The 25095-nt window shown below is 65.6% G+C and carries 25 protein-coding genes; 11 read left to right on the top strand and 14 right to left on the bottom strand.

Translation table 11 applies throughout. From position 1 onward, the window contains the following. Positions 1-26: 26 nt before the first annotated feature. From B3098_RS16205 to B3098_RS16195, 3 genes are all read right to left on the bottom strand, one after another. Positions 27-1727: a nicotinate phosphoribosyltransferase gene (locus B3098_RS16205; RefSeq protein ID WP_286897735.1), complete on the bottom strand. Its 1701-nt coding sequence runs from the start codon at positions 1725-1727 to the stop codon at positions 27-29. Between the two features lie 47 nt (positions 1728-1774). Next, a complete protein-coding gene (gene prs / locus B3098_RS16200) occupies positions 1775-2620 on the bottom strand; it encodes a ribose-phosphate diphosphokinase (RefSeq protein WP_279970829.1) in 846 nt (281 codons plus the stop codon). Positions 2621-2724: 104 nt separating this feature from the next. Continuing rightward, positions 2725-3378 carry an NUDIX hydrolase gene (locus B3098_RS16195; protein ID WP_175137656.1) on the bottom strand — a complete coding sequence of 218 codons (654 nt, stop codon included), beginning with the start codon at positions 3376-3378 and terminating at the stop codon, positions 2725-2727. A gap of 252 nt (positions 3379-3630) precedes the next feature. Between B3098_RS16195 and B3098_RS16190 the strand changes: the two genes are divergently transcribed. After that, a complete protein-coding gene (locus B3098_RS16190) occupies positions 3631-4737 on the top strand; it encodes a porin (protein ID WP_279970827.1) in 1107 nt (368 codons plus the stop codon). Between the two features lie 54 nt (positions 4738-4791). On the opposite strand, the gene B3098_RS16185 is transcribed toward B3098_RS16190, so the two are convergent. Next, complete coding sequence (locus B3098_RS16185) at positions 4792-5475, bottom strand: ankyrin repeat domain-containing protein (RefSeq protein WP_175137655.1); 684 nt, start codon at positions 5473-5475, stop codon at positions 4792-4794. A 190-nt stretch (positions 5476-5665) separates the two neighbouring features. Here B3098_RS16185 and B3098_RS16180 point away from each other — a divergent pair, with 190 nt between their 5' ends. Further along, positions 5666-7018, top strand: coding sequence for a ParB/Srx family N-terminal domain-containing protein (locus B3098_RS16180; protein WP_279970826.1), 1353 nt, complete (start codon positions 5666-5668; stop codon positions 7016-7018). Positions 7019-7068: 50 nt separating this feature from the next. Here the strand turns inward: B3098_RS16180 and B3098_RS16175 are convergent, their stop codons facing one another. After that, positions 7069-7443, bottom strand: a complete 375-nt coding sequence (locus B3098_RS16175; protein WP_279970825.1) for a hypothetical protein — start codon at positions 7441-7443, stop codon at positions 7069-7071. 171 nt (positions 7444-7614) lie between these two features. Between B3098_RS16175 and gvpU the strand changes: the two genes are divergently transcribed. After that, positions 7615-8061 (top strand): gas vesicle accessory protein GvpU, encoded by a 447-nt coding sequence (gene gvpU, locus B3098_RS16170; protein WP_175122738.1) that lies wholly within the window; start codon positions 7615-7617, stop codon positions 8059-8061. 5 nt (positions 8062-8066) lie between these two features. Continuing rightward, complete coding sequence (locus tag B3098_RS16165; RefSeq protein WP_286897730.1) at positions 8067-8762, top strand: pentapeptide repeat-containing protein; 696 nt, start codon at positions 8067-8069, stop codon at positions 8760-8762. Positions 8763-8839: 77 nt separating this feature from the next. Here the strand turns inward: B3098_RS16165 and B3098_RS16160 are convergent, their stop codons facing one another. Both B3098_RS16160 and B3098_RS16155 read right to left on the bottom strand, forming a co-directional pair. Then, the gene (locus B3098_RS16160) at positions 8840-9400 is read right to left on the bottom strand and encodes a DNA-3-methyladenine glycosylase I (RefSeq protein WP_286898191.1); all 561 of its coding nucleotides are present in this window, start codon (positions 9398-9400) and stop codon (positions 8840-8842) included. 170 nt (positions 9401-9570) lie between these two features. Beyond that, the gene (locus tag B3098_RS16155; RefSeq protein WP_175122735.1) at positions 9571-9975 is read right to left on the bottom strand and encodes a lysozyme inhibitor LprI family protein; all 405 of its coding nucleotides are present in this window, start codon (positions 9973-9975) and stop codon (positions 9571-9573) included. Between the two features lie 109 nt (positions 9976-10084). On the opposite strand from B3098_RS16155, the gene B3098_RS16150 reads away from it, so the two are divergent. Next, a complete protein-coding gene (locus B3098_RS16150) occupies positions 10085-10888 on the top strand; it encodes a metallophosphoesterase (RefSeq protein WP_286897727.1) in 804 nt (267 codons plus the stop codon). Between the two features lie 30 nt (positions 10889-10918). Here B3098_RS16150 and B3098_RS16145 read toward each other — a convergent pair whose 3' ends face one another. The 4 genes from B3098_RS16145 to B3098_RS16130 all read right to left on the bottom strand — a co-directional run bounded on the left by B3098_RS16145 (position 10919) and on the right by B3098_RS16130 (position 14134). Continuing rightward, a complete protein-coding gene (locus B3098_RS16145; protein ID WP_286897725.1) occupies positions 10919-11308 on the bottom strand; it encodes a hypothetical protein in 390 nt (129 codons plus the stop codon). Further along, positions 11309-11728: a hypothetical protein gene (locus tag B3098_RS16140; protein WP_286897723.1), complete on the bottom strand. Its 420-nt coding sequence runs from the start codon at positions 11726-11728 to the stop codon at positions 11309-11311. Positions 11729-11736: 8 nt separating this feature from the next. Next, a complete protein-coding gene (locus tag B3098_RS16135) occupies positions 11737-12801 on the bottom strand; it encodes a PAAR domain-containing protein (RefSeq protein ID WP_286897721.1) in 1065 nt (354 codons plus the stop codon). Between the two features lie 283 nt (positions 12802-13084). Next, complete coding sequence (locus B3098_RS16130) at positions 13085-14134, bottom strand: NADP(H)-dependent aldo-keto reductase (RefSeq protein ID WP_175137646.1); 1050 nt, start codon at positions 14132-14134, stop codon at positions 13085-13087. 155 nt (positions 14135-14289) lie between these two features. On the opposite strand from B3098_RS16130, the gene B3098_RS16125 reads away from it, so the two are divergent. After that, positions 14290-15072 (top strand): hypothetical protein, encoded by a 783-nt coding sequence (locus tag B3098_RS16125; RefSeq protein WP_175137645.1) that lies wholly within the window; start codon positions 14290-14292, stop codon positions 15070-15072. A 26-nt stretch (positions 15073-15098) separates the two neighbouring features. On the opposite strand, the gene B3098_RS16120 is transcribed toward B3098_RS16125, so the two are convergent. Together B3098_RS16120 and uvrA are read right to left on the bottom strand one after the other, a co-directional pair. After that, on the bottom strand, positions 15099-15548 hold the full coding sequence (locus B3098_RS16120; RefSeq protein ID WP_218343017.1) for a GNAT family N-acetyltransferase: 450 nt from the start codon (positions 15546-15548) through the stop codon (positions 15099-15101). Positions 15549-15554: 6 nt separating this feature from the next. Beyond that, complete coding sequence (gene uvrA / locus B3098_RS16115; RefSeq protein ID WP_286897717.1) at positions 15555-18191, bottom strand: excinuclease ABC subunit UvrA; 2637 nt, start codon at positions 18189-18191, stop codon at positions 15555-15557. Between the two features lie 333 nt (positions 18192-18524). On the opposite strand from uvrA, the gene B3098_RS16110 reads away from it, so the two are divergent. From B3098_RS16110 to B3098_RS16100, 3 genes are all read left to right on the top strand, one after another. Beyond that, positions 18525-20108 carry an FAD-dependent monooxygenase gene (locus B3098_RS16110; RefSeq protein ID WP_286897715.1) on the top strand — a complete coding sequence of 528 codons (1584 nt, stop codon included), beginning with the start codon at positions 18525-18527 and terminating at the stop codon, positions 20106-20108. A gap of 93 nt (positions 20109-20201) precedes the next feature. After that, positions 20202-20663 carry an SRPBCC family protein gene (locus tag B3098_RS16105; RefSeq protein ID WP_286897713.1) on the top strand — a complete coding sequence of 154 codons (462 nt, stop codon included), beginning with the start codon at positions 20202-20204 and terminating at the stop codon, positions 20661-20663. Positions 20664-20826: 163 nt separating this feature from the next. After that, the gene (locus B3098_RS16100) at positions 20827-21615 is read left to right on the top strand and encodes a hypothetical protein (protein WP_286897710.1); all 789 of its coding nucleotides are present in this window, start codon (positions 20827-20829) and stop codon (positions 21613-21615) included. Positions 21616-21659: 44 nt separating this feature from the next. On the opposite strand, the gene B3098_RS16095 is transcribed toward B3098_RS16100, so the two are convergent. After that, a complete protein-coding gene (locus tag B3098_RS16095; RefSeq protein ID WP_175184497.1) occupies positions 21660-22424 on the bottom strand; it encodes a class II aldolase/adducin family protein in 765 nt (254 codons plus the stop codon). Positions 22425-22591: 167 nt separating this feature from the next. Here B3098_RS16095 and B3098_RS16090 point away from each other — a divergent pair, with 167 nt between their 5' ends. Together B3098_RS16090 and B3098_RS16085 are read left to right on the top strand one after the other, a co-directional pair. Then, positions 22592-23251: a glutathione S-transferase family protein gene (locus B3098_RS16090; RefSeq protein ID WP_286897708.1), complete on the top strand. Its 660-nt coding sequence runs from the start codon at positions 22592-22594 to the stop codon at positions 23249-23251. Between the two features lie 102 nt (positions 23252-23353). Next, positions 23354-25081, top strand: coding sequence for an alpha/beta hydrolase (locus B3098_RS16085; RefSeq protein WP_286897707.1), 1728 nt, complete (start codon positions 23354-23356; stop codon positions 25079-25081). Positions 25082-25095: the final 14 nt, after the last annotated feature.

The raw sequence follows: 25095 nt of genomic DNA, 5'->3' as shown, positions 1-25095 counted from the left end.
GCAAATACTGGCGAATGCCGGCGGGATCAGCAGGCCGGCCAGCGGATGCTGCCCGCTTCGGGGCAGGTCCACGATCCCTGCAGCCGCGCCCGGATCTCGGCCAGGCTTTGTTCCACCAGCAGTTCGCCGTCGCGGAACACAGGCACCAGCGCGCCACCCGCCGCCTGCTCGGGCGTCTGCTGGTCGTGCAGCACATAGCCGTCCGGCGTCTTGTCCACACGCAGCAAGCCCTTGGCGGACTTCTTCACGCCGGAATCGGTGACCGGGTCCTTCACCAGTTCCTGCGGTTCGCCGTTGACCTCGGCATACGTGGCCTTCAGCGCCCAGCCGAAGGTGTCGCGGGTCAGGTACTGATAGGTGTACGACCCGATGCCCAGCACGACGTTGCCCGACGCAAAGCCCTTGCGTTCCAGGCGCACCAGGATGTCGCGCGCCCGGGTCAGCGTGATGGAGTCGCCGTAGATCAGGCCCACGTGCGGATCCAGCAGCTTGTAGCCGCGATCGGTCTGAACGCCGCCGAACGTGTCCCACAGGCATTGCACCGCGCCCTTCACCTCGGGCTCGCGCAGCGTCTGCCGCGCACTGGCGTCTTCGCCCAGGAGCCAGTACGTGCCCGTGGCCGCATCGCGCACGGCCTCGAAGCCGGCGGCCTGCGCCGCTTGCAGGGCGGCGCGGTCCTGCACGTCCGGCACGTCGGTGCAGAAATAGCCGGTCAGGATCTTCACAGGGTCGCCGGAGTCCGGACGGAACACGACCTTGGCGTTGCCCAGCGCGTCCGGCTGACGGCTCATGATCTCGGACTTGAGGGCGGCGGCAAAGTCCGTCACCACCTGCCAGAAGTCCCAGGTGTCAGACACCACCGACACGATGCCGGCCGGATACACCTGCTTGACCAGGCGGCGGATGGTCTCGATCTCGCCTTCCTTGCTGCCCAGGCACATCACGGAGTGCTCCGTCGCCGGCACCGAGCCGCCGATCAGTTCGCGGTCCGAATCCGCGTTGTAGAGGTCTTCCAGGTAGTCGATGGCCGGGATGGTGTCGGTGCCGGTAAAGGACAGCAGGTGACCCGCGCCGCACTTGCGCGCGTCGTACAGGCCGGCCATGCCGCGCATCGAGAAGTCGTGGCCTTGCCAGTCGACGAAAGCCATCGGGCTGCCGGTCAGTTGCGCGAAGTACGTCAGCAGCTTGCGGTATTCGAAGGCGATGGTGGCGACGGTGGAGGGCTTCCAGGACTCGCAGCTGAACAGGGTTTCGATGTAGGTCACCAGCCAGGCGAATTCCGGCCGGGTGTTGATAAAGGTGACCGGCGGCACACGGATGTCGACGCGCGCGCCCTCAGGCACCGAGCGGATCTCCAGCGGCAGATAACCCAGGTCGTGCAGCGCCTGCAGGTGATCGACCGTGACCGCGCCCTTGCCCAGCGCGTTGTCCACGCGGCGCTGATAGTGGCGCACGGCGGTGCTGGCGAGCTTGCCGAAGAACTCACGGTCGAACAGGCCGATCAGGATTTCCTTGATGAATCCTTGCAGGCCGAACCAGACGATCTTCTCGTCGAACAATTCGGGCAGCACCGGCGCCAGACGGGCCGAGCGCGGCGTGAAGTTGGCCAGGATCTTGTTCGTGCCCTTGGGGTACTGGAACGGGTGGCCGGTCTTGTAGAAGTCCGCCTGCAGGAAGGGATTCAGGCCATTCCTGAGCTTGGGGGCCAGGGTGTCGGGGGCATTCATGGCGGGTTCCTTCTTGGTTGATCTGTGTTCTTGGTTGATCTGCATGCTTAGTTGACCAGCACCGCACCGGCGGCGGTCGCGGCGGCATCATCCGTGCGGGTCCAGTCGTAGGCAGTGAAAATCTCTGCATAGCGGGCCTTCAGTTCGGTCAGGCCCTTGCTGAAGATGCCGTGCGTCACATACAGATAGAGCGGCTGGCGGGTCTTGTCGGCCAGGGCGGCGGCCAGTTCCAGGAACGTGCGTCCGCCGTCGCAGATGTCGTCGACCACCAGCACCGGCTGGGCGGGGATATCGTCGGGCACGCGGGTTTCCGTGATGCGGCCGGTCTGGGGGTCGCGGACTTTTTCCGCGTAGCGCACGTCCGCCACACCCAGCGCCTTGGCCAGCGCCTGCACCCGCTTGCGGGCGCCGGCGTCAGGGGCCATCAGCGTGACGCCCTGGGCAAAGGCCGGGGCGGCCAGCGCATTCTTCAGGAAGGCGGCGGCGTCGATCACCCGCACCCGCTGCAACAGCGCTGGCGTGACGTCGCTGTGCGGTTCCACGATGGTGACCGTGGCGTACAGCTGGTCATTGATGAGCTTGCAGAACACGGCGGCGCCCAGCGCCTCGCCCGGATTGCAGACGCGGTCCTGGCGCGCATACGGCACGTAGGGCATGTCCAGGTGCACGGGCGCGGCCGGGTTCAGGCGGCGCAGCGCGTCGGTCAGCAGCAGCAACTGCATGACGTCGTCGGCGGACGTCAGCAAGGCGTGGATGCGGAATTCGCGGGCGGCGTCGGCATGTTCACGCAAGCCGGCGGGAATGGTGACCTGCATTTCGCCGCCGGGAAACCGGAACGCGGCTGGCGTATCGGTCTTGCGTTGTCCTTCGATTACCGCAGCGATGGTGAACATGATGGCCCCTTAGTGGCATTTCAAAACTAAGTGAGGCCAGTATATGCCTACTTATTGTTGTTATGCAACTATCTTTGCTCTGAAAAATGGCTCGTCCCGTCGAATCAGCCGACGCTACGGTCGAAAAAGGTGAAATCCTTCAACCGGTAAAGACGCGCGGGACGCTGCGCGCCCCCGACCACTTCGTCGGTTGCCTCCAGCGCCCCCCATGCTTCCATCTTCCTGCGGAAGTTCGACTTCTCGAGCCGGGTCTGCAGGATCGCCTCGTAGGTGTGTTGCAGTTGGGTCAGCGTGAAGCGCTCGGGCAGCAGGAAAAACGGCAGGGTGGAATACGTGGATTTGCTGCGAAGGCGGTCCACGGCGGCAGTGATGATGTCCGCATGGTCGAACGCCAGCGGCGGCAAGGCGTCCACACTGACAAAACGGAATTCCGCGCGGGTGGCGGCTTCCAGTTCGGCGGCAGGCACCAGCGCCACATAGGCGACCGACATCGACCATCCCCGGGGATCCCGATCCTGACCGGAAAACACCTGCAATTGCTCCAGGTAGCGCGGCTCGAAGCCGGTCTTGTCGCGCAATACACGCCGGATGCTGTCTTCGGTAGACGTGTCTTCGTTGGCGTGCACCACGCCCCCCGGCAGCGCCATGGCGCCCTGAAGCGGCTCGCGGTCGCGCTGATGCAACGCGACTTCCAGGCCGGATTCGCGCAGGGTAAGAAGGACGGCGTCGACGGTGACGAGCGGTTGGGGAAAGTCCAAGGAGCGGGTTCCGTGATTGAGGTTTCGGGCAAGATGCCACTATGACGCCGCAAGGTCAATTCGCTCGGCTTCGTCCCAGAAAAAGCACCTGAACGCCCCACTAGAAAGTGTTCGAATTTTGGCAAGAATTGACGGTGGATAACGACAATTAACGCATTGTTCTACACTATGCGCCGAGGAACACCGTCAGGTTGATGCTTGGCGTCGTGTTCCTTTTGCTTTTTCTTCAACTGCAACTCAGGAGTTTTCCGGATGAAAAAGACGCTGCTCGCCGCGGCAATGCTGGCCTCTTTCGCAGGCGTTGCCCAGGCAGAACCGTCAGTCACCCTCTACGGTGTCATCGACACCGGCCTCGGCTACAACAAGATCAAAGGCGATGGCTACAGTGGTTCCAAAGTCGGCATGATCAACGGCATCCAGGCCGGCTCCCGCTGGGGCCTGCGCGGATCCGAAGATCTGGGCGACGGCCTGCGCGCCGTCTTCAAGCTGGAAAGCGGCTTTGATTCGGCCAACGGCCAGCGCGGCCAATCCGGCCGACTGTTCGGCCGCCAAGCCACCATCGGTCTGGCCAACGACGCCTGGGGCTCGCTGGAATTCGGCCGTCAGGCCACGGTCGGCTCGAACTACCTGGCCGACATCGACCCCTTCTACACCAGCTACACCCAATCCAACCTGGGCCTGGGTTTCAGCGCGGCCAACACCATGCGCTGGGACAACATGGTCATGTACCGCACCCCGTCGGTGAACGGCTTTGAATTCGCCGTGGGTTACTCGTTCAGCGTGGACGACACCACCTCGGACCAGACCGGCTTCCAGACCGCCGACAACACGCGCGGCATCACCACCGGTCTGCGCTATGTGCAGGGTCCCCTGAACGTGACGCTGACGTACGACCAGCTGAACGGCGCCAACCGCAGCACCGTCGACAACGGCGCCACGCCGCGCCAATACGCCGTCGGCGCTTCGTACGACCTGGAAGTGGTCAAGCTGGCTGCCGCTTACGGCCGCACCACCGACGGCTGGTTCGTCGGCCAGGACCTGCCGTCGGGCACGCCGTTCAGCGATGAGTTCGGCACCAACCGCTTCGTGGACGGCTTCAGGGCCAATTCCTACATGCTGGGCGCGACGTTCCCGGTGGGCGCCTCGGGCAGCCTGTTCACCTCGTGGCAGCACGTGGCTCCGTCCAACGACAAGCTGACGGGCGGCGACGCCAACATGAATGTGTACAGCGTGGGCTACACCTACGACCTGTCCAAGCGCACCAACCTGTACGCTTACGGTTCGTACGGCACGGACTACGCGTTCATCGACGGTCTGAAGAGCACCGCCGCCGGCGTGGGCATCCGCCACCAGTTCTAAGCGTGTGTCGGGCCGGCCGCCCCGCGGCGCCGGCCCATCCTGCCGCCCGCGTCGCTACCGCGCCCGGGCGCGCTCCAGCATCTGCACGATTTCCGTCTGGCCGCGCTGACGCGCGTGCTGCAATGGCGTAAGCCCGTCCTTGTCGGGCAGATTCACGTCGGCTCCCCCTTCGATCAGCAGCGCCACGATGGCCTGATGGCGCGGTCCGCCGTCGCTCAGGATGATGGCCTCGAGCAGCCCCGTCCAGCCCAGCCGGTTGACGTGGTTGGGATCCACGCCCGCCTGCAGCAGCCGCTTCACGACCTCGACGTGGCCGCGCTCGCACGCCGGAATCAGGGCCGTGCCGCCATAGCGGTTGGTGCTTTTCAGGTCGGCGCCATGTGACAGCGTCAGCTCCAATATCTCTCGATAGCCCTGCGCGCCCGCCAGCAGGTATGCGCTGTCCTGCATGCCGTTCTGGGCGTTCACGTTTGCGCCGGCGTCGATCAGCGCCGCCGCGGCCTGCACGTGGTTGCCTTGCGTGGCGCGCAGCAGCGGCGTATTGCCCTGCCCGTCCCGCGCCTCGATCGGCGCGCCCTCTGCCAGCAATTGGCGCACGCGCGCCGCATCGCCCTTGCCGGACGCCTCCAGCAGTTGGGCGCCGCGCGCGTTCGCGGCGCGATCTTCTGCGGCGGCGCCAAAGCCGATCGCGCTCAGCGTCAGTACGACGCAGACGCGCCAGAATGTGATGTAAGCCATTGCCGGCAGCCTCCTTGGTATGTGTCTGCTTGACGCCCGGTCCGGTGCCGGACGCGCTGCCATTATCTCCTTGCCCCCGGCCGCGCGCGCGGCCTATGCTCGGTCAGGTTCTCGGTGACGTGCAATGCGCAGGAAACACGCGTCCGGCATGATCGGCCTCCCTTACTGATCGCAGCCCCCAAGAACTGCCATGCCCTCCAGTACCGAATCCGCGCTTTCTCCCCTTTTCCGTCCGTCGCGCCTGATGCGCGCCCTGGCCCTGGCTTTGTTGCCGCTGGCCCTGGCTGCCTGCAATGGCGGCGGCGATGATGACGATGACGACGTCCAGCCGCCCGTCGCTGAAACCCCGGCGCCGCAGCCCACCCCGCAGCCGCAACCGGAACCGGAAACCGAACCCCAAACGCCTCCGCGCAACACGGCCTATCTGCAGAAGAAGGCGGGCGACGTCATCCAGGTCCGCATCGAAGAACTGCATCCGACCCAGGCCGCGATCGGCTACGACCAGATCTATTACAAGCTCGGCCGCTGGCAAGGCGACTTCGACCGCGCCACCTGGGCGGCCGACCCCGTTCTGCAACTGGATTACCTGAACCGCACCGTCGGCAAGAAGTTCGACGACTATTGCGAGGACGTGGGCGGCGCCGAGCGCGCGCAGAAGTTCCAGAGCATCGCCGAGGCCCGTGCCGCGCGCCTGGACCAGCCCGAAACGTTCACCTGCCTGGACGCGCCGGGCACGAATACGGCCAACCTGAAGACGGTGATCGTGGGTTGGGACGGCAACCTGTACCTGACCGACGGCCACCACACGTTCTCGTCCCTGCGCGAGATCTCTGATGGCGGCCCGAAGCTCCCCGTGTGGGTGAAGGTCGACGCCAACTACAGCGACCTCCCGACCGCGGCGGCCTTCTGGCAGCGTCTGGTCGACGAGCGCCGGGCATGGTTGCGGGACGGCCAGAACCAGCCGATCACCGTCGACCAGCTGCCCACGCGCGTCGGCCTCGCCAGTGCGCAGGAGCCCGGCGGCATGCAGGAAGACCGCTACCGCTCACTGGTGTATTTCACGCGCGACATCGCCTACAGCAACGGCAACCTGCCTGAATTCGCGGAGTTCCTGTGGGGCGACTGGCTGCGCCGCCAGGCGGCGGCCGGGCAGCTGCAGGGCCTGGACCAATACAAGATGCAGGCGCCGGCAACGCCTGCGGAAATCCTGGCGGTCAGCACGTTGAACAAGGACATCCTGCCCACCGGGGCCAATGACAGCTACGCCGCCGCCGTGCGCGATGCGTCGGTGAAGATGAGCGCGTTGGCCGACACGGCTATCGTGTTCGAAGACCGCGACGCCGCCAGCTTGGGCCGCATCGTCCTGGAAGCCAATGCCGCCAGCGGCTCGGCCACCAAGACGGCGCGCGACACGCTGGAAGAATTGCCGCGCAACGACGTCAAGACGTCCGACGGCACGCCGCGCGGCGCGGGCAAGCTGTGGTTTGCGGTGAACTACCGCACCTGCGGCAAGCCTGCGGCCGGCACCTGCTGGGGCTGGTAAGGAAAAAAGGCCCGCGCAAGCGGGCCTTTTCGCATCGGGCGGTCAACGCGTCAGAGCACTTCCTGCGTGTTCTCGGCCTTCGCCAATTGCTGCATCGCCAGGGCTACCTTCTTGGCGACTTCCAGGCGTTCGGCGGCCGACATGGCGTCGTATTCTTCCTTGGAAATGCCCAGGCTCGCCAGCGCCGCGTAGAACATCTTGTCCTCGATCGACATCCCGGCGTAGTCCAGGAATTCCTTTTCGGCCTGCGACGGCGCGGCCTGCGAGGCGCCGGACACGCCTTGGCCCATGGCAGAACGATTGCGCTCGGTGGCATCGGCAAGCGCCGCGCGGAAGCTTTCGCCGGCGTTGGCGTTGGCATTTTTGGCGGCCGCCGCGGACTGGCCGGCGGCGGCATTGATACCCAGGAAATTCACGCTGCTCATGGATGCTCCAGAGGGATTGGCGGTCAGGGTGCCAACATACTCCCGGCCCGCGCTGCCGGAAAACCGGGTCAGCCGCCCGAACCGCCCGTTTCTCTGCGGATTGCGGTCCGACCATTTTTAGCGCCCTTCGAGTATCTTGTGCCTCTCGCAAATCTTCCAGAGACCCTTCTCATGAGCATCGACACCCCTTCGAGCCAGCCCGCTGCCGCCACACCCGCCGCAGACGCCTTCCTGCAGTTCCTGGTCAACCTCGTCAACAACGGCAGCCAGATCGAAAGCATTGGCGTGACGTTGCAGATGGGCGGCATGCTGGTCTCCGGCTCGATCGTCTCGGGCGCCGAGTACTTCGACACCTTCGCGGCCAGCTTCTCGGGCTCGCTGGAATCGCTGGACCCCGACACGCGCCAGACCGTGCACGCCTCGCTGGCCGAACTGGGCGACGTGTTCCGCCTGCCCCAGCCCGTCGATCCGCTGCCCAACTACATTCACCTGGCGGACGCCCTGTTCTTCACCGCCGACGGCACGCCCATCGCCGGCCAGCCGACGCTGTGGCGCGGCCGCACCAGCGCCGTCGACGGGTTCATCCTGGGCCGTCTGCAGTCCGACGCCTCGGCCTGATCCGCATGACGGAACCCGTTACTCCGCCGATCGAGGGACAGGACATTGACCGCAAGGCCATGCAGGCCCTCATCGAGACGGCGGCAGGCAAGGCGCTGTCGTTCGTGGACTGCGACTTTCAGGACGCAGACTTTTCGCGCCTGGAACTGCGCGGCTTCCAGTTCAGCGGCTGCGCGATTGCGGGCGCCTCGTTCCAGGGCGCGGATCTGACTGACAGCCAATGGCTACGCTGCCGCGGCGGGTCGGCCAGCTTTGCGTCGGCGGACGCCAGCGAGGCCCACTTCCAGAACTGCGACCTAAACAACGCCAATTGGCGCCGCGCGCGGCTGGCCAGCGCCAAGTTCCGGTCGTGCAAGCTGACCGGATCGGATTTCGATGGCATTGCGTGCCTGGGCTGGTCGCTCGAGGAAAGCCTGCTGGTCGGCGCGCTGCTGCGCGGCGTGTCGTTTCGCAAGTGCAATCTGCTGCAGCTGGATTTCTCGGACGCGGACCTGTCGGGAAGCGACTTCCGCGAGACGGTGTTTCACGGCGGCAGCCTGCGCAATGCCACGTTGAAAAACGTCCACTTTGAAGGCGCGGACCTGCGGGAAGCGGACCTTGGCGGATTGGACTTGACGGCGGCCGCTCGGCTGGCCGGCGCGACGATCTCCAAGACGCAGGCGGCGGCGCTGCTGGCCGAGTTGCGCATCAGCGTGGTTTGACACGGTTCTGACGCAGCCCGTCTTTGCGGACATGCAGCCCGGCGATGCCGCCAGCGCCTGCATTGCCGCGCATTGGTTCAGTCCGGACGCCGGAAGTACGCGCGCGCCGCCTCGATCTGCCCATGGCAGACGCAGCCGCTCATGTGCTCGTTCACCATGCCCACGGCCTGCATGAAGGCATGCATGGTCGTCGGGCCCACGAACGTCCAGCCGCGCCGCTTCAGCGCGCGAGAGAGTTCGTTCGACGCCTTGGACGTGGGATTGTTGTCCCAATAATGCCGATCCACCGCCGCCGGGCGATCCTGCGGCGGCGGTTCATGCGACCAGAGCCAGCCGGCCAGCGAGCCGGTCTCGTCGGCCAGTTCGCGCGCGCGCTGCGCGTTATTGATGGCCGACACGATCTTGGCACGGTTGCGCACAATGTCGGCGTTGCCCATCAGGCGCTCCACGTCGCGCTCGGTATAACGTGCCACCCGCTCCATGTCGAAATCGTCAAAGGCCTCGCGAAACGCCTCGCGCTTGCGCAGGATCGTGATCCACGCCATGCCGGCCTGAAAACCTTCCAGACAGATCTTCTCGAACAGGCGCCGGTCGTCCACAACGGGCCGGCCCCATTCATGATCGTGATAATCCGGCATGGACGGCTGCCAGAAGCAACGCGGCTTGCCATGCTCGTCAATGATCAGGCCGGTGTCGGGGATGCCGGCGGCCGGGTCGGCGATGTCCGGGTTGCTGGTGTTCGGAGTGCTGACGTCCGGAGTGCCGACTTCCGGGCTGGCCTGATGTCCGTCGGTCTGCGCGGCAGCACTCATGGCTTGCGCGGCACCGGGCAGCTCGTGTCGCCTTCCTCGCACGCCAGATACGCGCGCAATTCCTTGGTCCGGACCTTCGTGAGCTTATCCAGGCACATGCTCAACACCATCGGATAGGCGCTGCCGCCCGTCACGCCTGTCGACGAAAACGCGCATTCGGCATCGCGAAAGAATAGCCACGCTTTCTGCGCCGCCTGCAGTTGCGTCAAGGCGTCCTTGCTGTCCTTCAGGCGCTCCGTCGCTTCCTTGTACGCGGCGTTCAACTCGGCGTCGGACTGGCGATACGCCTGATCCGCGCACAGGTTCATGTCGGTCTGGGTGGACGCCTGGTCACACTTGAGCACTTGGGCCTGCGCCCCCGCTGCAAGCAGGAGCGCGGCGGCGGCAAACACGATACGCATGGGAATTCCTCCTTTTTGGGTGGGATTGGGGTGGTCAACGCATGGGGGAAAGTGTCGCATGGATGCCCGCGAGGCGCAGCGCGGCTGTCCGTCGCCTAAGATAGCCCCCATGAAGATCCAACTGCTTTCCGACTTGCATCTTGAAACCGATCCCACCTTTGTGGCACAACCGTTGCCGGGCGCCGACCTGCTCGTGCTGGCGGGCGACATCGGTTCGTACCGCCAGGGCTCACGGCTGGAACGCGACGACTTCGGCCTGGGCACCTATTCGCCGCGCCACGGCTGGCCCACACCTGTCCTGTACGTGCCGGGCAACCACGAGTACGACAACGTGGATTTCGACGAGACGCATGCGCGCCTGCAAGACCTGTGCCACGCGCTGGACATCCAGTGGCTGGAACGCGAGACCACCGTCATCGGCGGCGTGCGCTTCGTCGGCACGACCCTGTGGACGGACTTCGACGCGCTGGCCGCGCCGGACGACACGCTGGGTGAAGCGTTGAAAAAGCGAGCGAAGGCTTTCCGGGCGGCGGACTTCTATCTGGAAAAGGCCGAGATGCGCCGCCATGGCGCGCCCTTCATGGCTGAACAGATGCGAGAGCAGGGGCTGGCCTGTCAGGCGTGGCTGGACGCCGCCCTGCGTGTGCCCTTCGACGGCACGACGGTGGCCGTCACACACTTTGCGCCTACGTTGGCTAGCGCCGATCCGCGCTATGGCGTCACGCCCGGCACGGCGGGGTTTTGCAACGCGCTGGATGGATTGCTGCCGCTGGCCGACGTGTGGATTCACGGGCATCTGCATTGCGCGCAGGATTACGTGAAGGATGGCTGCCGGGTGATCGCGAATCCGCTGGGGTATGCGAAGAAGGGGGAACAGGCCGATTTTGACCCCGGAAAATTGTGGGAGTTGTGAACATCGTCCCCGGGACCCCGGCGGTGTCGATTAATGACCCTTCGGCGTGGTGAACCGTGCAAAAAAGCCGTATCGAATTTCTGTTCGTTGCACTTTCGCATCCGGCCCCACGTACACATCCACTCGGCTGAACGGTCCGTTTATTTCTACATCGTCCCACTTCTCCCTAACGACGCTGATTCCGGTCCAGTGGTCGGGCTTCTGGCGCCAATCTGCGAAATAACCGTTCGATTCGCCAGGATCAAGAGCGCCCCGTGAAAGGTACAAGTCGGTGCCGTAGATATATCCGATTGGCTCCTTTGCGGCAGCTGAATAATGAATTGCCACGACCGGCCGGCAGAAATACAAGAACAGGACGGTGGCGCACAACGCATAAAAGATTGCCCTGCAGCCCGGCCTCAATGATGATCTGGCTTTCATTCATCGCATCCTATCACGGCCGTTGGGTTCGTGTGCAGCGGGCTCGCAAGGCTGGCTTGGCTGCGTGAACCGCGCAAGAAAACCATGCCGGGTCTCCGTTCGCTGAATCGTTGCTCCGGGGCCGACGCAGACATCGATCCGGCTGAACGGCTGGCTAATCTCCAAAGCGTCTGCACTGTCGAACGGAAACGAGAGCAGATAATGCATATCAGCCCGAGGAAACATCGGAGTAGGCACCACTACCGTCTCCCCCGGGGCGAGCCCGCGCTTTATGGTCGAGTAGTCCACCATGAAGAAGAATCCGATCGAATCCGAAGCTTCTTGTGAATAGTGCAGCGCCACAACCGGCCTGCAATGAAACAGGAACAAGATCCACAAAAGCGGGGCCGCCACCAACGCAGTTGCAATTCGCTTGATCAAGCGCCTGCTCATGTCGGACCACTCCCGACGCACTTGTGCAGCCTTTTTGCGTTGTCCCGCCACGTGCCCCACGGAACGGGCACGGCACTAATTCTTTCTAGCAACGTGGCTACGGTCAGCGCGTGAGGTCCAACTTCATCACAAAGCTCTATTCCCAGCATGATTGAAATGTGGTCCGGCCGGTCGTCCGCGCTCGCGGGCCACGGGCCGTTCTCGGGATGATTCTGCTGTGTCAGCTTCGTCCAGCCATCGAACATGGCCTGTGCCAGGCCCGCACCATTTATCAGTTCGGCAGCGCTAAAGCCAAGTGCTACGCCAACATAGCCATAGTGGATGTTCGACCAGATGTCCAAGTAATAGTCGTGGTCGCCGTACTTCTGCCAACCCTTATTCAGATTTTGGCCGAGCATGCGCTTCAAGATCGGCTTGTGGTCCCAGGGTCGGTCCGGACCGACCCTCTCCGCCCACATGCCGTATGCAGCCGCCTTTCGTCCTGCTGCTGCGCCGTCAAAGTCTGGCGGCTCGCCCAGCCGTAAGTACCACGGCCGCCTCTGCCATTCGGCACGGGGCGCTTGGGGATTCGCACTGTTCGCGCGGAGAATCTTCCTTCCTTCAATGGAAAAAGGGTTGGTCTTCATTTCCTGAACAATGAATTCAGCCAGCGGGACTGCTGTGTCCGCATGATTGCAGGTGCTATTCCGCAGGCTATTAGGATGAAACTCAGCAGGTGCGGTGCCGCCCCTCGAACGGCTAAGTTCCGAGGGACTTGAATCGCTGAACGCGCGAGTCGCCCCGCCAGGGTCTGGATCCACCAGCGCAAACCCTTGGCTCGCAATCAGCGCAGCGCCGCAGGCGGTCTTCATTCCCTCGATGGCGACCAGGCTGTCGCCGACGGCGAAGCTGGGCACGCCCTCGATAATCGGGAACACCCCTTTGCATTTTGGGCAGTTCACCTTGTGGCCAAGGCCCGCTGCCGCTCGGCCGTCGATGTCGTAGGACGAAAACCCCTCCAACACCGTTCCGCCATGGGTTGTCTTGTCACCAACACGAATGATCGGGCGCGCTGTCATCATTGCTCCAGGCAATTACTGATGCGCGAAAGTCTGAGCGTCGTAGAAATCGACTTGAATCAGATAAACGCGAAAATTGCCTGACTCACTTTTCTCCCGTGATGCGACGCACGACTTGCCCCCCCCGCTTGAAACATGCGTGCCAGCGGCTGCATTACAGAACTTGCCCCTCGGAAATGAAAAAAGCCCACCGCTTTCGCAAGTGAGCTTTTCGGTTGTTGACCTCGAAGGAGATCAACCGCCTTCCATCAGGGCATCAACGGCTTCCCGTCCTGCCCTGCGCGCATCAAGGCGCCGGATTCGGATGACGCACGTGGATCTGGTTGATCGCGTCCAGCACCTCAGCCGACAACGTCACATCAACACTGTCGATGTTTTCCTTCAACTGCTCCAGCGACGTTGCGCCGATCAGATTGCTGGTGACGAACGGGCGTTGATTCACCCAAGCCAGCGCCAGATGCGTCGGCGAGATGCCATGCTTGCGCGCCAGTTCCACATATTCGCGCGTGGCGGCTTCGGCCTGGGGGTTGCTGTAGCGGGTGAAGCGCGTGTACACCGTCAGTCGGGCGCCGGCTGGCTTGGCGCCGTCCAGGTACTTGCCGCACAGCATGCCCATCGCCAGCGGCGAATACGCCAGCAAGCCCACGCCTTCATGGTGCGTGAATTCCGATAGGCCGATTTCGTACACGCGGTTCAGCAGGCTGTACGCGTTCTGGATCGACGCGATGCGCGGCAGGTCGGCGTTCTGGGCGTGGCGCAGGAATTGGCTGACGCCCCACGGGGTCTCGTTGGATACGCCCACGTGGCGCACCTTGCCGGCGCGCACGAAGTCCTGCAGGACCGACAGCGTCTCTTCGATCGGCACGGTGTGCTCGTCTTCGACCCACGGGTAGTTGAGCTGGCCGAACGTCGCGGTGGTGCGGTCGGGCCAATGCAGCTGATACAGGTCCAGATAATCCGTCTGCAAGCGCTTCAGGCTGGCGTCCAGGGCCGCGGTCAGATTCTTGCGGTCCAGGAAGGTCTTGCCGTCGCGGATGTGGCCGGGGCGCTTGGCATCGCGCACGGGGCCGGCCACTTTGCTGGCCAGCACGATGTCCTGGCGGCGGCCGGTCTTGGCCAGCCACGTGCCGATGTAGGTTTCGGTCAGCCCCTGGGTTTCGGGCTTGGGCGGCACGGGATACATCTCGGCCACGTCGACCAGGTTGACGCCGCGCTCCAGCGCGTAGTCCAGTTGCTGATGCGCGTCGGCTTCGGTGTTCTGCTCGCCCCAGGTCATGGTGCCCAGCCCGATCAGGCTGACATCCAGGTCGGTACGGCCGAGTTTGCGGTATTTCAAGTTCTGCTCCGTGCGGGTCTTGGGGTTAAGAAGCGACACCTTACTCCAAGATGTTGGCGTTTCGCTGACAGGATGGCCCGGCGTTCGGCCAGGCTTGCCGCCGCCGCGCAATCGGCATACGCTGATCCGCAAATCCGATCCGGGGGGAAAACGGCATGCTGCGGGAAGTTGACGAGGTCATCCTCTTTTTCGTCGTGCTCATCATTTTCCTGGGCGTCATCGAGGTCGGCTATCGCCTTGGCCGCCGCCTGCGCAAGCCGGCCGACGAGGCCGCCAAGACGCACATCACCGCACTGCAGACCGCGCTGCTCGGCCTGCTGGCCCTGCTGCTGGGGTTTACGTTTGCCATGTCGGTCACGCGGTTCGAGACGCGCAAGAACCTGGTGCTGGAAGAGGCCAACGCCATTGGCAACGCCTACTGGCGGTCGCAGCTCATTCCCACTGAGCACCGGCCGGTGGTGGCAAAGATGCTGCACGAATACACGTCGGCATCGCTGGATTACCACCTGGCCGACCAGGATTCGCCGCGTTTTGCCGCCGCCAACGCCACGGCACGCCGCATCGAACGCCAGATCCGGGCGGCGGTGGCGGCGCGGGCCGAGAATCCGCCGTCGATCTCCACGATCATGTTCATACAGGCCATCAACGAGATGGCGCAGATCAACGAGAAGCGGCGCGTCGCGCTGGAAAATCACGTGCCCGAGCCGGTGTACTACCTGCTGTTCATCGTGGCGGGCGGCTCGATGGGCTATATCGCGTACGGCACGGGCCTGTATGGACGGCGGCGGCCGATTTCCACCGGGATGTTTGCTGCGCTGATTGCCCTGGTGCTGACCTTCATCCTGGATATCGATCAGCCGGGCAGCGGCTTGATCCAGGTGGGCCAGGAAAGCATGGAGCGCATGCAGGCTACGCTTGCGCAGGAAATGCAGCAGTAGGACCGCGGGCGCTCACGAAACGCGTTTTACGGATACAGCTCCAGCACCTCGTCGCCCCGGTCGTCGAACGTGCCCGTCGATGTCCAGCCCAGGTGCCGGTAAAAGCCATACGAACGCACGGCGGGGTCGCTGGCGCATCCCAGGATCAGCCGCTGAAAGCCCAGCGCCTTCAGATCGCGCACGACCAGATTCAACAGCGTCTTGCCCGCGCCATGCCCCTCGAAGTCGGGCAGCAGCGCCAGGACGACGATCTCTCCGGCTTCGGTGTCTCCGAAACAGTACCCGGCGACCTTGCCGTCGACCGTGGCCACGTAGCCGGGCAGCGAGCCGTCCTGGACCGCCGCGGTCCATGATTCGAGCGTGACGCCGACCGCGGCGAGGTCCGCTGCGGAAAACGCGTTCTCGCGGGTCTTGCCCCGGATGTCGATGCAGGCCGCAACGTCTTCGCCGCGCGCGGGACGGTAGGTGAATTCCATGTTTCCTCAGTCAAAAAAACGCCGCAGGAACGGGGCGGTGACGCCCGCGTTGCCGCGGCTGACGGCTTCCGGGGTGCCGGCCGCGACGATAGCGCCGCCCTCTTCGCCGGCACCCGGTCCGACGTCCAGCATCCAGTCGCTGCCCGCGACGACGCGCAGGTCGTGTTCGACCACAACGACGGTATTGCCGGCATCCACGAGGCCGTGCAGCTGCGTCATCAACTTGTCCACATCCGCCGCGTGCAGGCCCGTGGTGGGCTCGTCCAGCACGTACAGCGTGTTGCCGCGCTGGCTGCGCTGCAGTTCGGTGGCCAGCTTGATGCGCTGGGCTTCGCCGCCAGACAGTTCGGTGGCGGGCTGGCCCAGGCGCAGATAGCCCAGGCCGATCTCGGCCAGCAGCGTCAAGGGGCGCGCCACCACCGCCTCGTCCTTGAAGAAATCGCGCGCTTCGTCCACCGTCATGTCCAGCACCTGGGCGATGTTGCGGCCATTCCACTCGACTTCGAGCGTCTTGGCGTTGTAGCGGCTGCCGTGACACGTGGGGCACGGCGCGTACACGCTGGGCATGAACAGCAGTTCGACGTGGACGAAGCCTTCGCCCTCGCAGGTCTCGCAGCGCCCTTGCGCGACGTTGAAGGAGAAGCGGCCCGCGCTGTAGCGCCGGGCGCGCGCGGCCTTGGTGTCGGCGAACAGCTTGCGCACGTGATCGAACAGGCCGGTGTAGGTGGCCAGATTGGAGCGCGGCGTGCGGCCGATGGGCTTCTGGTCCACGTTGACCAGCCTCTTGATGGCCTCTGCGCCCGCATGCAGCCGGCCCGTGGTGCGAGGCAGGTTGCCGGGCTGCGGCAGGTCGCTGTCGGATTCCTCGGCCGGCAGTTCCTGGCCCAGATGCTCGCCCACCAGTTCGACCAGCGCCTGGCTGACCAGGCTGGATTTGCCCGAGCCGGACACGCCCGTGACCGCCGTGAACGCGCCCAGCGGAAAGCGCGCGTCCACCCCATGCAGGTTGTTGCGATGAATGCCGCGCAGCTCCAGCCACCCGGCCGGTTCGCGCGGGCTGCGTCGACTGGCGGCGCGCGTGTCGAAGAGGTACTTGGCGGTGATCGATTCCTTCACCTTGCGCAAGCCGTCGGGCGGACCGCTGTACAGCACCTGCCCGCCGTGCTGGCCCGCGCCCGGTCCCACATCGACCAGCCAGTCGGCGCGGCGCAGCGTGTCCAGGTCGTGCTCCACGACAAACAGCGTGTTGCCGCCCGCTTTCAGCTCATCCAGCGCGCGGTGCAGCGCCTGGCCGTCCGCGGGGTGCAGGCCGGCCGACGGTTCGTCCAGCACATACACCACGCCGAACAGGTTGGAGCGGATCTGTGTGGCCAGCCGCAGGCGCTGCAACTCGCCGGGCGACAGCGTGGGCGTGGACCGGTCCATCGCCAGATAGCCCAGACCCAGCGCCTGCAGCGTGCCGATGCGCTCGACCAGATCATGTGCAATGCGCTGCGCGGCGATGCGCTTCTCGGGCGACAGGTCCGGCGTGCGCCGCACGTCGCTGCTGCCGGCATGCGACAGCCCGCCAGCCGCGACGCGCTTGGCGTTGGCACGCACGCCCGCGGCCTTGCTGCGCGTCGATCCAGACTGCGCCGCGTGTTCGTCGAACCGGCCCTCGGCGGCGGGCGCCAGGACCTCTGCGATGCGGGCAAGCGGCAATTGCGACAGGCTGCCGATGTCCAGGCCCGCGAACGTCACGGATAGCGCTTCCCGCTTCAGGCGCCGGCCGCCGCATTCCGGGCACGGCGCGCCGGTCATGAAGCGCGCCACGCGCTTTTTCATCATGGCGCTCTGCGTGGTGGCGAACGTGTGCATGACGTACCGGCGCGCGCCGGTGTAGGTGCCCATGTAGCTGGGCTCGGTCTTGCGGCGCAACGCCGCGCGCGTCTCGGCAGGCGTGAAGCCGGCGTAGACCGGCACCGTGGGCTGTTCGTCCGTGTAGAGAATCCAGTCGCGGTCCTTCTTGGGCAGGTCGCGCCACGGCTTGCCCACGTCGTAGCCCAGCGTCACCAGGATGTCGCGCAGGTTCTGGCCATGCCAGGCCGGCGGCCACGATGCGATCGCGCGCTCGCGGATGGACAGCGACGGGTCCGGCACCATGGATGCCTCGGTCACGTCGTACACGTAGCCCAGGCCGTGGCAATGCGGGCAGGCGCCCTGCGGCGTGTTGGGCGAGAAGTCCTCGGCGTACAGCATGGGCTGGCGGGCCGGATAGGTGCCGGCGCGCGAATACAGCATCCGCAGCATGCTCGACAACGTGGTGACGCTGCCGACCGTGGAGCGCACGTTCGGCGTGCCGCGCTGCTGCTGCAAGGCCACGGCGGGCGGCAGACCATCGATGGCGTCGACGTCGGGCACGCCCACCTGATCGATCAGGCGCCGGGCGTACGGCGACAGCGATTCCAGGTAGCGGCGCTGCGCTTCGGCGTACAGCGTGCCGAATGCAAGTGACGATTTGCCCGACCCGGACACGCCGGCGAACACCACCAGCGCATCGCGCGGGATGCTGACGTCCACGTTCTTCAGGTTGTGTTCCCGCGCGCCTCGCACGCGGATGCAGGCATCGGGGCCCGGCTTCGAAGGATTCTTGCGCTGGCTCATGGCTGAAATAGTAATGGACTGGACGGCGGATGCCTTCGCGGGCGTGGCCAACCGGGTGAGCGGCGCCTCATCCCATCGCAGGAGACCGCGCGCACTGATGCATCCATACCGTTGCAACGGGCGCCATCCCGACGCACGCGCGGCGCCGCGCATTGCCGTTGACGGCGCCATGGCGCTGCTTTAATTTCGCAACACGCGAAACGGCAGGGGCGGCGCAATGCGCCGCCTTTGTCGTGCGGCCGGCAGCATCGGCGCGACCGCGCTGCTTCCGACTGCCGGGCAGGCTGCATCCCTTGCGGCAGGACTTGATGACCACATTGCTGAGGGCAAGACATGGTGATCTCGATTTCCGTCCTGGTCGTGGGCGCGGGCCCTGCCGGCCTGTTGACCGCCGCCGAATTGCAGCGCCGCGGCGTTGACTGCCTGCTGATCGATGCGCACGAACGCCCGTTGGATTGGGACCGCGCGACCGTCGTGCATCCGCGCTCACTTGAAATCCTGGATACGCTGGGCATCATCGAACCCCTGCTGGCCGCGGGCGTGAAGCAGCGGCGCGCCCGCATTCACGCGGGCGGCAGCGAACTGGGCATCATCGACCTGGAACTGGCCGGCAGCCGCTATCCCTTCAACATCGGCATTTCGGAAGAAGTCACGGAGACGGTGCTGGGCGACCATCTGGCGCGGCTGGGCGGCAAGGTCACGCGCGCCACGAAGCTGGTGGGATTGCAGGAACAGGAAGACGGCGTGCTGGCCACCGTGGAGCGCGGCGGCAAGCTGTCGCAGGTGCTGGCGCAGTGGGTCGTCGGCTGCGACGGGCATCACAGCACCGTGCGGATGCTGACCGGTATCGAGCAGGACGGCCACGACATCAACCAGCCGTGGGCCGTGTTCGACGCCACCATCCCCGACTGGCCGGAGGCGTTCGAGGCGAATTACGCCTACCTGGATAAGATTCCGGTAATTCTGACCGCGCTACCCGGCGAGCGTTGGCGCGTCTACCTTCGCCCCAGCTCCGCAGAGTCGGACCTGGTCGAGGACGCGCTGTCCACGCTTCGGCGTTACCTGCCCGACGCCGGCTTTTACAACGTCTCGCACCCGGCGCGCTTCGAATGTCACACCAAGGTGGCGCGCGCGTTCCGGTCCGGCCGCGTGCTGCTGGCGGGCGACGCCGCGCACACATGCAGCCCGGCGCAGGGACATGGCATGAACACCGGCCTGCAGGATGCCTACAACCTGGGGTGGAAGCTGGCGCTGGTCTGCCAAGGACATTGTTCGCCCGCGCTGCTGGACAGCTATCACGCCGAGCGCCGGCCCGTGGCCGACATGGTGATGGCGTCGGGCGATGCCGCCGAAAGCGCGCAGATGGCGCAGGGCAACGCAGAGCGTCGCGCGCGCGATCTGGCGATCCGCGCGGCCTTCGGCAACCCCGAGGCGCGGCACCGCGAGGCCGTGTCGGAAGCCGAACTCGACATCGACTATGCCGGCTCACCCATCGTGATGGGTGACCGGCACGAGGCCATCTGGCCGGGCCAGCGGCTGCCGGACCATATCGACGTGCGGTTTTCCACCGGCGGCCGGGGCAAGCTGCACGAGTACGCCAAGCGGCGCGGGCACACCGTTTTGTTGATTGGCGGCCCCGGCACGGCGCAGCAGCCGCTGTCGGACCTGCGCCGCCAGCTGATGGCGCTGGCTGACGGCTACATCATCGAGGTGGTGGTGGCCCTGACCGCCAGCGACGGCGTGACCGACGTGGACGCGTACCTGGAGCCCGCCACGGCGGCCCGGATGGGCGTGGGCGACATGATGCTGCTGGCGGTGCGGGCGGACGGCCACGTCGGCCTGCGCGCCGAGCAGCGGCACGCCGAGACGCTGACGGCGTACATTGAACGCCTGCGGCAATCGGGACAGACGCCATGACCTAGGGAAATCCCCAGGTAAATCCGTGTCGATCCGGGTGCCGGCGGTTCGTCGTAGTCATGCCCCCACCCTCAAATCAAGGCGGACTACACCATGACTACCGGAACCGTACGACACCTGCGCGTCCTGCGCGCCTCCCCCGACCGCGTCTATCGCGCCTTTCTCGAACCCGACGCGGTCGCCAAGTGGCTTCCGCCCTATGGCTACACCTGCTCGGTCCAGGAACTGGACGCGCGCGTGGGCGGCAAGCACCGGATGGCCTTTCGCAACTTCGCCACCGGCCACCTGGAGCCGTTCGGCGGCGAATACCTGGATCTGGTGGAAGGCGAGAAGATCCGCTACACGGACCGCTTCAACGATCCCGCCCTGCCGGGCGAGATGACGACGACCATCAACCTGCGGCAGGTCTCGTGCGGCACGGAACTGACCATCGTGCAGGAGGGCATTCCCGAGGTCATCCCGACCGAGATGTGCTACCTGGGCTGGCAGGAATCGCTGCTGCAACTGGCCCGGCTGGTGGAAACCGATACGCCCGACGGCCCGGTGCGCGACTGAGGCCGCCGGCGCGAACGGCATCGACTCCGATACGTTTGTTCATCTTTTGACACCATCGGGTCGCGCGCAATGACCCGACTCCCTACAAAATGTGGCGCGCCCCAGCGGCGCTGCGCGGGCCGTAACATACCGGCCCGCGCGCATCCCACAAGAAGGAAGAATCGTGTCAAAAGTGTTTGCCCTGCTGCTCTGCGCCGCCCTGCCCGCCGCGGCATTGGCCGCCCCCGATACCGAGCCCCTGAAGCTGAACGCGGACAACAAGCTGTATTGCAACGCACAGACCGACTGGTGCGTGGGCATCAAGACGGACGGCGCGTTCAACGAAAACGGTCCCTTCGCGACCAGCAGGACCCTGCGCGCCGACTACCGGTTCTGGGACTCGCCCGACATTCCCGACTTCAAGGACTTCAAGGTCTGGCCGGAACTGATCCGCTTGAGCGAAGAGCGGGCGCTGGTCGGCGTGATCGGCCCGGCGGAGCCGGATTTCAAGGCGTCGACCCCGTTCTCGGGCGGCGGATTCGAACGCCGGGATCTGTATCTGTACGACGTCAATCTGGGCGAGCAGGCCGGCGCGAGCTTGGTGCTCGTCATGCCGTACACGGCCGATGCCTCCATCCGGGCGTGCTTCAACGAGGCGGACCAGGAAAAGCGCGCCGGGCAGTGCAGCGATGTCTATCAGTTCACGGCATCGTTGAAGGCCCTGCCGGGCAAGGAATTGCCGGATCTGCTGGTGAAGACGCAGGCCACCCGCTCGCCAGCCGGCGCCAGCCGTCTCGCGGATTCAAGCGCGCGGCCCGCCCTGACCAAGGCGCAGCTCGCGCCGCAGGCGGACAAGCAGTGCAGCTACACCGTCACCTACACATGGAATGCCGGCGACGCGACGTACCAGCCGGCCACGCCGCTGCCGGATTGCGCCGAGTTCCTGTCGGCGGATCCGGCTGCGAAGAAGTAGTCGGCGACGTGCTGCTGGCCGGTGTCAGACACCGGCCTTCACGCTTATTCCGCGTAGCCCGGATTGCGCCGGTCCAACCGGCGCAGCAGGCCCGGCCACGCCAGCTGGGCCTTGTGGGCGCGGTCAGCCGGCGACTCCACCGCCGCGCGGGCCAGGATGTCCGCGGGGATGTGGGTCAGTTCGCCGCCCGCCTGGGCGCGCACCTGCACCATGCAGGCCGCTTCCATCCGGTGCATGGCCTGAAAGGCCTCGGCCATGCTCTGACCCACGGTCAAGAGGCCGTGGTTGCGCAGGATGAGGTAGTTGTTGGCGCCCAGGTCGCGCACCAGGCGCGGCTGCTCGTCGGGATTGAGCGCCAGACCTTCGTAGTCGTGGTAGCTGAGCGAGCGCAGCACGATGAACGCGAACTGCGACAGCGGCAAGAGGCCCGCCTTCTGCGCCGAGACCGCCACGCCGTTGATCGAATGCGTATGCAGGACGCACATCGCATCCTTGCGCGCCGCATGGATACAGCTGTGGATGGTGAAGCCGGCCGGATTGATGTCGTATGCCGAGTCCATCACCTTGTTGCCGTGCAGGTCGATCTTGACCAGGCTGGACGCGGTGATCTCGTCGAACATCATCCCGTAGGGGTTGATGAGGAAATGCTCCGTGCCCGGCACCTTGGCGGTGATGTGCGTGAAGATCAGATCGTCCCACCCGAACAGCGCCACCAGCCGGTACAACGCCGCCAGGTCCTTGCGGACCTGCCATTCCGTTTCGCCGACCTGTTCGCGCACGCTGGCGCCCTGCTTGCCTGCCGTATCCATCCTGTCTCCGTATTGTTGGTGTCGGCCCCGAGCCGTTGCGCCGGGATCCGTCATGCACTGTATTCCTTTTCGCGCCCGGTGCGCACGGCGGCGTCGCGGCGGCGTCCGTCTGGTGAAACAGCCCGAGACCCATTAACCTGTGAGCCACGTCCGAGGAGACTCCGAGAATGCTGCCTGCACTTTACGGTCATCCCTTTTCGTCTTACACGCAGAAGACACTGATTGCGCTGTACGAAAACGCCACGCCGTTCGAGTTCCGCAGCATCGGGCCCGACACGCCCCAGCATGCCGCCGACTGGATCGAGCGCTGGCCGCTGCGCAAGTTTCCGCTGCTGGTCGACGGCGAACGCGACGTCGTTGAATCAAGCATCATCATCGAATACCTGCAACTGACCCACCCCGGCCCGGTCCGGCTGATTCCCGCCGACCCGATGGCCGCGCTGGACGTGCGCTTTCTGGACCGCTATTTCGACCTGCACGTCATGTACTGGATGCAGCACGCGGTGAACGGCGCGCTGACCGGCGATCCCGCCAAACGTGACGAAGCGCGGGCGCTGGCCGCGCAGAAGCTGGAACTGGCCTACGCCTGGATCGACGCGCAGCTTGCCACGCGCACATGGGCCGCGGGCGCGGACTTCACGCTGGCCGACTGCGCCGCCGCGCCCGCCTTGTTCTACGCCGACTGGACCCACCCGATCGCCGACGCCTATCCGCATCTGCGGGCCTATCGCGCGCGGCTGCTGGCGCGGCCGTCGTTCGCGCGGGCGGTCGACGAGGCCCGGCCCTACCGGACGCTCTTTCCGCTGGGCGCGCCCGACCGCGACTGACAGCCCCGTCCGTCTCGGCACCCACAATCATCGTCACCCGCGACCATCGCGCGGCAACGTGCGAGAATCCCCGCCATTCCCTCCCGGATGAGGACGCCCACCGTGCAGCAGACCTTGCCCCGCCACCTGCCTACCTTCCTGCGCTCGCACCTGGAGTCCCTATCCGGCGTCGGCCTCATGCTCGGCACGCTGTTCTTTGCCGCGGCGCTGACGCCCACCCTCATCCCCCGCACCCACGTCACGCAGGGCGTGCTTGCCGGCACTTGCCTTGCGGCGGGATATGGCCTGGGCGTGCTGTGGCATTGGCTGTGGGCCTACATGGAACTGCCCGAACCCCGCGGCCGGACGGCGCGCATCATCAATGCCGTCATCGGCCTGCTGTGCGTGTCCGTGGCGATCGTATTCCTGGGCCGCGCGGCCGAATGGCAGAACACCATCCGCGCGCTGATGCAGATGGAACCCGTGACCAGCGCACATCCCATCAAGGTCAGCCTGATCGCCCTCGCGACGTTTGCCGTGCTGCTGGCGCTGGCGCGGCTGTTCAAGCTGATCGCGCGCTATCTGACCCGGCAGGTGCGGCGTGTCGTACCGCGGCGTGTGGCCAACGTCACGGGCGCGGCCATCGCCCTTTTGATCTTCTGGCTGCTGGCGACCGACGTGTTCTTCCGCGGCGCGCTGCACGTGCTGGACGCCTCGTTCAAAGAATTCGACGCGCTGCTGGAACCCGAACGCCCGCAGCCGACTGCCGATAACAAGACCGGCGGTCCGGCGTCGCTGATCCGCTGGAATGAACTGGGCCGTGCGGGCCGCGAATACATCGCGTCGGGCCCGACAGCCAGCGAGATCACCACGCAGTCGGGACGCGAGGCGCTGGAACCCATCCGCGTCTATGTCGGCCTGCGCGGCGCGGCCACGCCGCAGGCCCGCGCGCAGCTTGCGCTGGACGAGATGAAACGCGTCGGCGCCTTCGACCGCTCGGTGCTGGTCGTCATCACGCCGACCGGCACGGGGTGGGTCGACCCCGCCGCCGCCGACTCGCTGGAATACCTGCTCAATGGCGACGTGGCCAGCGTGGCAATGCAGTATTCGTATCTGTCCAGCCCGCTGTCGCTGCTGGCGCAACCCGAATACGGCGCCGAGGCGGCGCGCGCCCTGTTCCAGGCGGTGTATGGCCACTGGACCACGCTGCCCAAGGACCGGCGGCCCCGGCTGTATCTGCATGGCCTGAGCCTGGGCGCCATGAACTCCGCCGGCTCGGCCGAACTGTTCGAGTTGATCGGCGATCCCATCCAGGGCGCGTTGTGGAGCGGCCCGCCGTTTGAGAGCCGGGTCTGGCGCAAGATCACGGACGCCCGCAATCCCGGCTCGCCCGCGTGGCTGCCCGAGCTGCGCGACGGCGCCTTCGTGCGCTTCATGAACCAGCACGGCTCGCCGGTGCCAGCCGACGCGCCGTGGGGGCCGATGCGTGTCGTCTACCTGCAATACGCCAGCGACCCGGTCACATTCTTCGACTATCGCGATCTGTACCGTCCGCCCGCGTGGATGAACGCACCGATGGGACCGGACGTGTCGCCCGAGCTGCGCTGGTATCCCGTGGTGACGATGTTGCAGCTGGCGCTGGACATGGCGGTGGGCACGGCGACGCCCATGGGCTATGGACACGTCTATGCGCCGCAGCATTATGTGGATGCATGGGTTGCGGTGACCGGCGTAACGGACTGGACGCCGGATGGACTTGAAGGCCTGAAGCGCTATCTGCTGGAACGCGCGCAGGCCGCGATGGAAGACGAGGACGGCGACGAAGGCGCTTATGAAGGACGCGGAGGTTAGGCGCGGCAGGCGCA

Source organism: Achromobacter sp. UBA2119, from assembly GCF_002331005.1.
Lineage (GTDB): Bacteria > Pseudomonadota > Gammaproteobacteria > Burkholderiales > Burkholderiaceae_B > Achromobacter > Achromobacter animicus.
This window is presented reverse-complemented; position numbering and strand designations above follow the sequence as displayed.

Excerpts from the sequence above, each read along its gene's own strand:
- B3098_RS16165 (WP_286897730.1), top strand. The coding sequence starts at position 8,067 with ATGACGGAACCCGTTACTCCGCCGATCGAGGGACAGGACATTGACCGC.
- B3098_RS16175 (WP_279970825.1), bottom strand. The coding sequence starts at position 7,443 with ATGAGCAGCGTGAATTTCCTGGGTATCAATGCCGCCGCCGGCCAGTCC.
- B3098_RS16205 (WP_286897735.1), bottom strand. The coding sequence starts at position 1,727 with ATGAATGCCCCCGACACCCTGGCCCCCAAGCTCAGGAATGGCCTGAAT.
- B3098_RS16145 (WP_286897725.1), bottom strand. The coding sequence starts at position 11,308 with ATGAAAGCCAGATCATCATTGAGGCCGGGCTGCAGGGCAATCTTTTAT.
- uvrA (WP_286897717.1), bottom strand. The coding sequence starts at position 18,191 with ATGAGCCAGCGCAAGAATCCTTCGAAGCCGGGCCCCGATGCCTGCATC.
- B3098_RS16125 (WP_175137645.1), top strand. The coding sequence starts at position 14,290 with ATGCTGCGGGAAGTTGACGAGGTCATCCTCTTTTTCGTCGTGCTCATC.
- B3098_RS16150 (WP_286897727.1), top strand. The coding sequence starts at position 10,085 with ATGAAGATCCAACTGCTTTCCGACTTGCATCTTGAAACCGATCCCACC.
- B3098_RS16180 (WP_279970826.1), top strand. The coding sequence starts at position 5,666 with ATGCCCTCCAGTACCGAATCCGCGCTTTCTCCCCTTTTCCGTCCGTCG.
- B3098_RS16120 (WP_218343017.1), bottom strand. The coding sequence starts at position 15,548 with ATGGAATTCACCTACCGTCCCGCGCGCGGCGAAGACGTTGCGGCCTGC.
- B3098_RS16135 (WP_286897721.1), bottom strand. The coding sequence starts at position 12,801 with ATGATGACAGCGCGCCCGATCATTCGTGTTGGTGACAAGACAACCCAT.
- B3098_RS16105 (WP_286897713.1), top strand. The coding sequence starts at position 20,202 with ATGACTACCGGAACCGTACGACACCTGCGCGTCCTGCGCGCCTCCCCC.
- B3098_RS16090 (WP_286897708.1), top strand. The coding sequence starts at position 22,592 with ATGCTGCCTGCACTTTACGGTCATCCCTTTTCGTCTTACACGCAGAAG.
- B3098_RS16110 (WP_286897715.1), top strand. The coding sequence starts at position 18,525 with ATGGTGATCTCGATTTCCGTCCTGGTCGTGGGCGCGGGCCCTGCCGGC.
- B3098_RS16190 (WP_279970827.1), top strand. The coding sequence starts at position 3,631 with ATGAAAAAGACGCTGCTCGCCGCGGCAATGCTGGCCTCTTTCGCAGGC.
- prs (WP_279970829.1), bottom strand. The coding sequence starts at position 2,620 with ATGTTCACCATCGCTGCGGTAATCGAAGGACAACGCAAGACCGATACG.
- B3098_RS16155 (WP_175122735.1), bottom strand. The coding sequence starts at position 9,975 with ATGCGTATCGTGTTTGCCGCCGCCGCGCTCCTGCTTGCAGCGGGGGCG.
- B3098_RS16095 (WP_175184497.1), bottom strand. The coding sequence starts at position 22,424 with ATGGATACGGCAGGCAAGCAGGGCGCCAGCGTGCGCGAACAGGTCGGC.
- gvpU (WP_175122738.1), top strand. The coding sequence starts at position 7,615 with ATGAGCATCGACACCCCTTCGAGCCAGCCCGCTGCCGCCACACCCGCC.
- B3098_RS16185 (WP_175137655.1), bottom strand. The coding sequence starts at position 5,475 with ATGGCTTACATCACATTCTGGCGCGTCTGCGTCGTACTGACGCTGAGC.
- B3098_RS16160 (WP_286898191.1), bottom strand. The coding sequence starts at position 9,400 with ATGCCGGATTATCACGATCATGAATGGGGCCGGCCCGTTGTGGACGAC.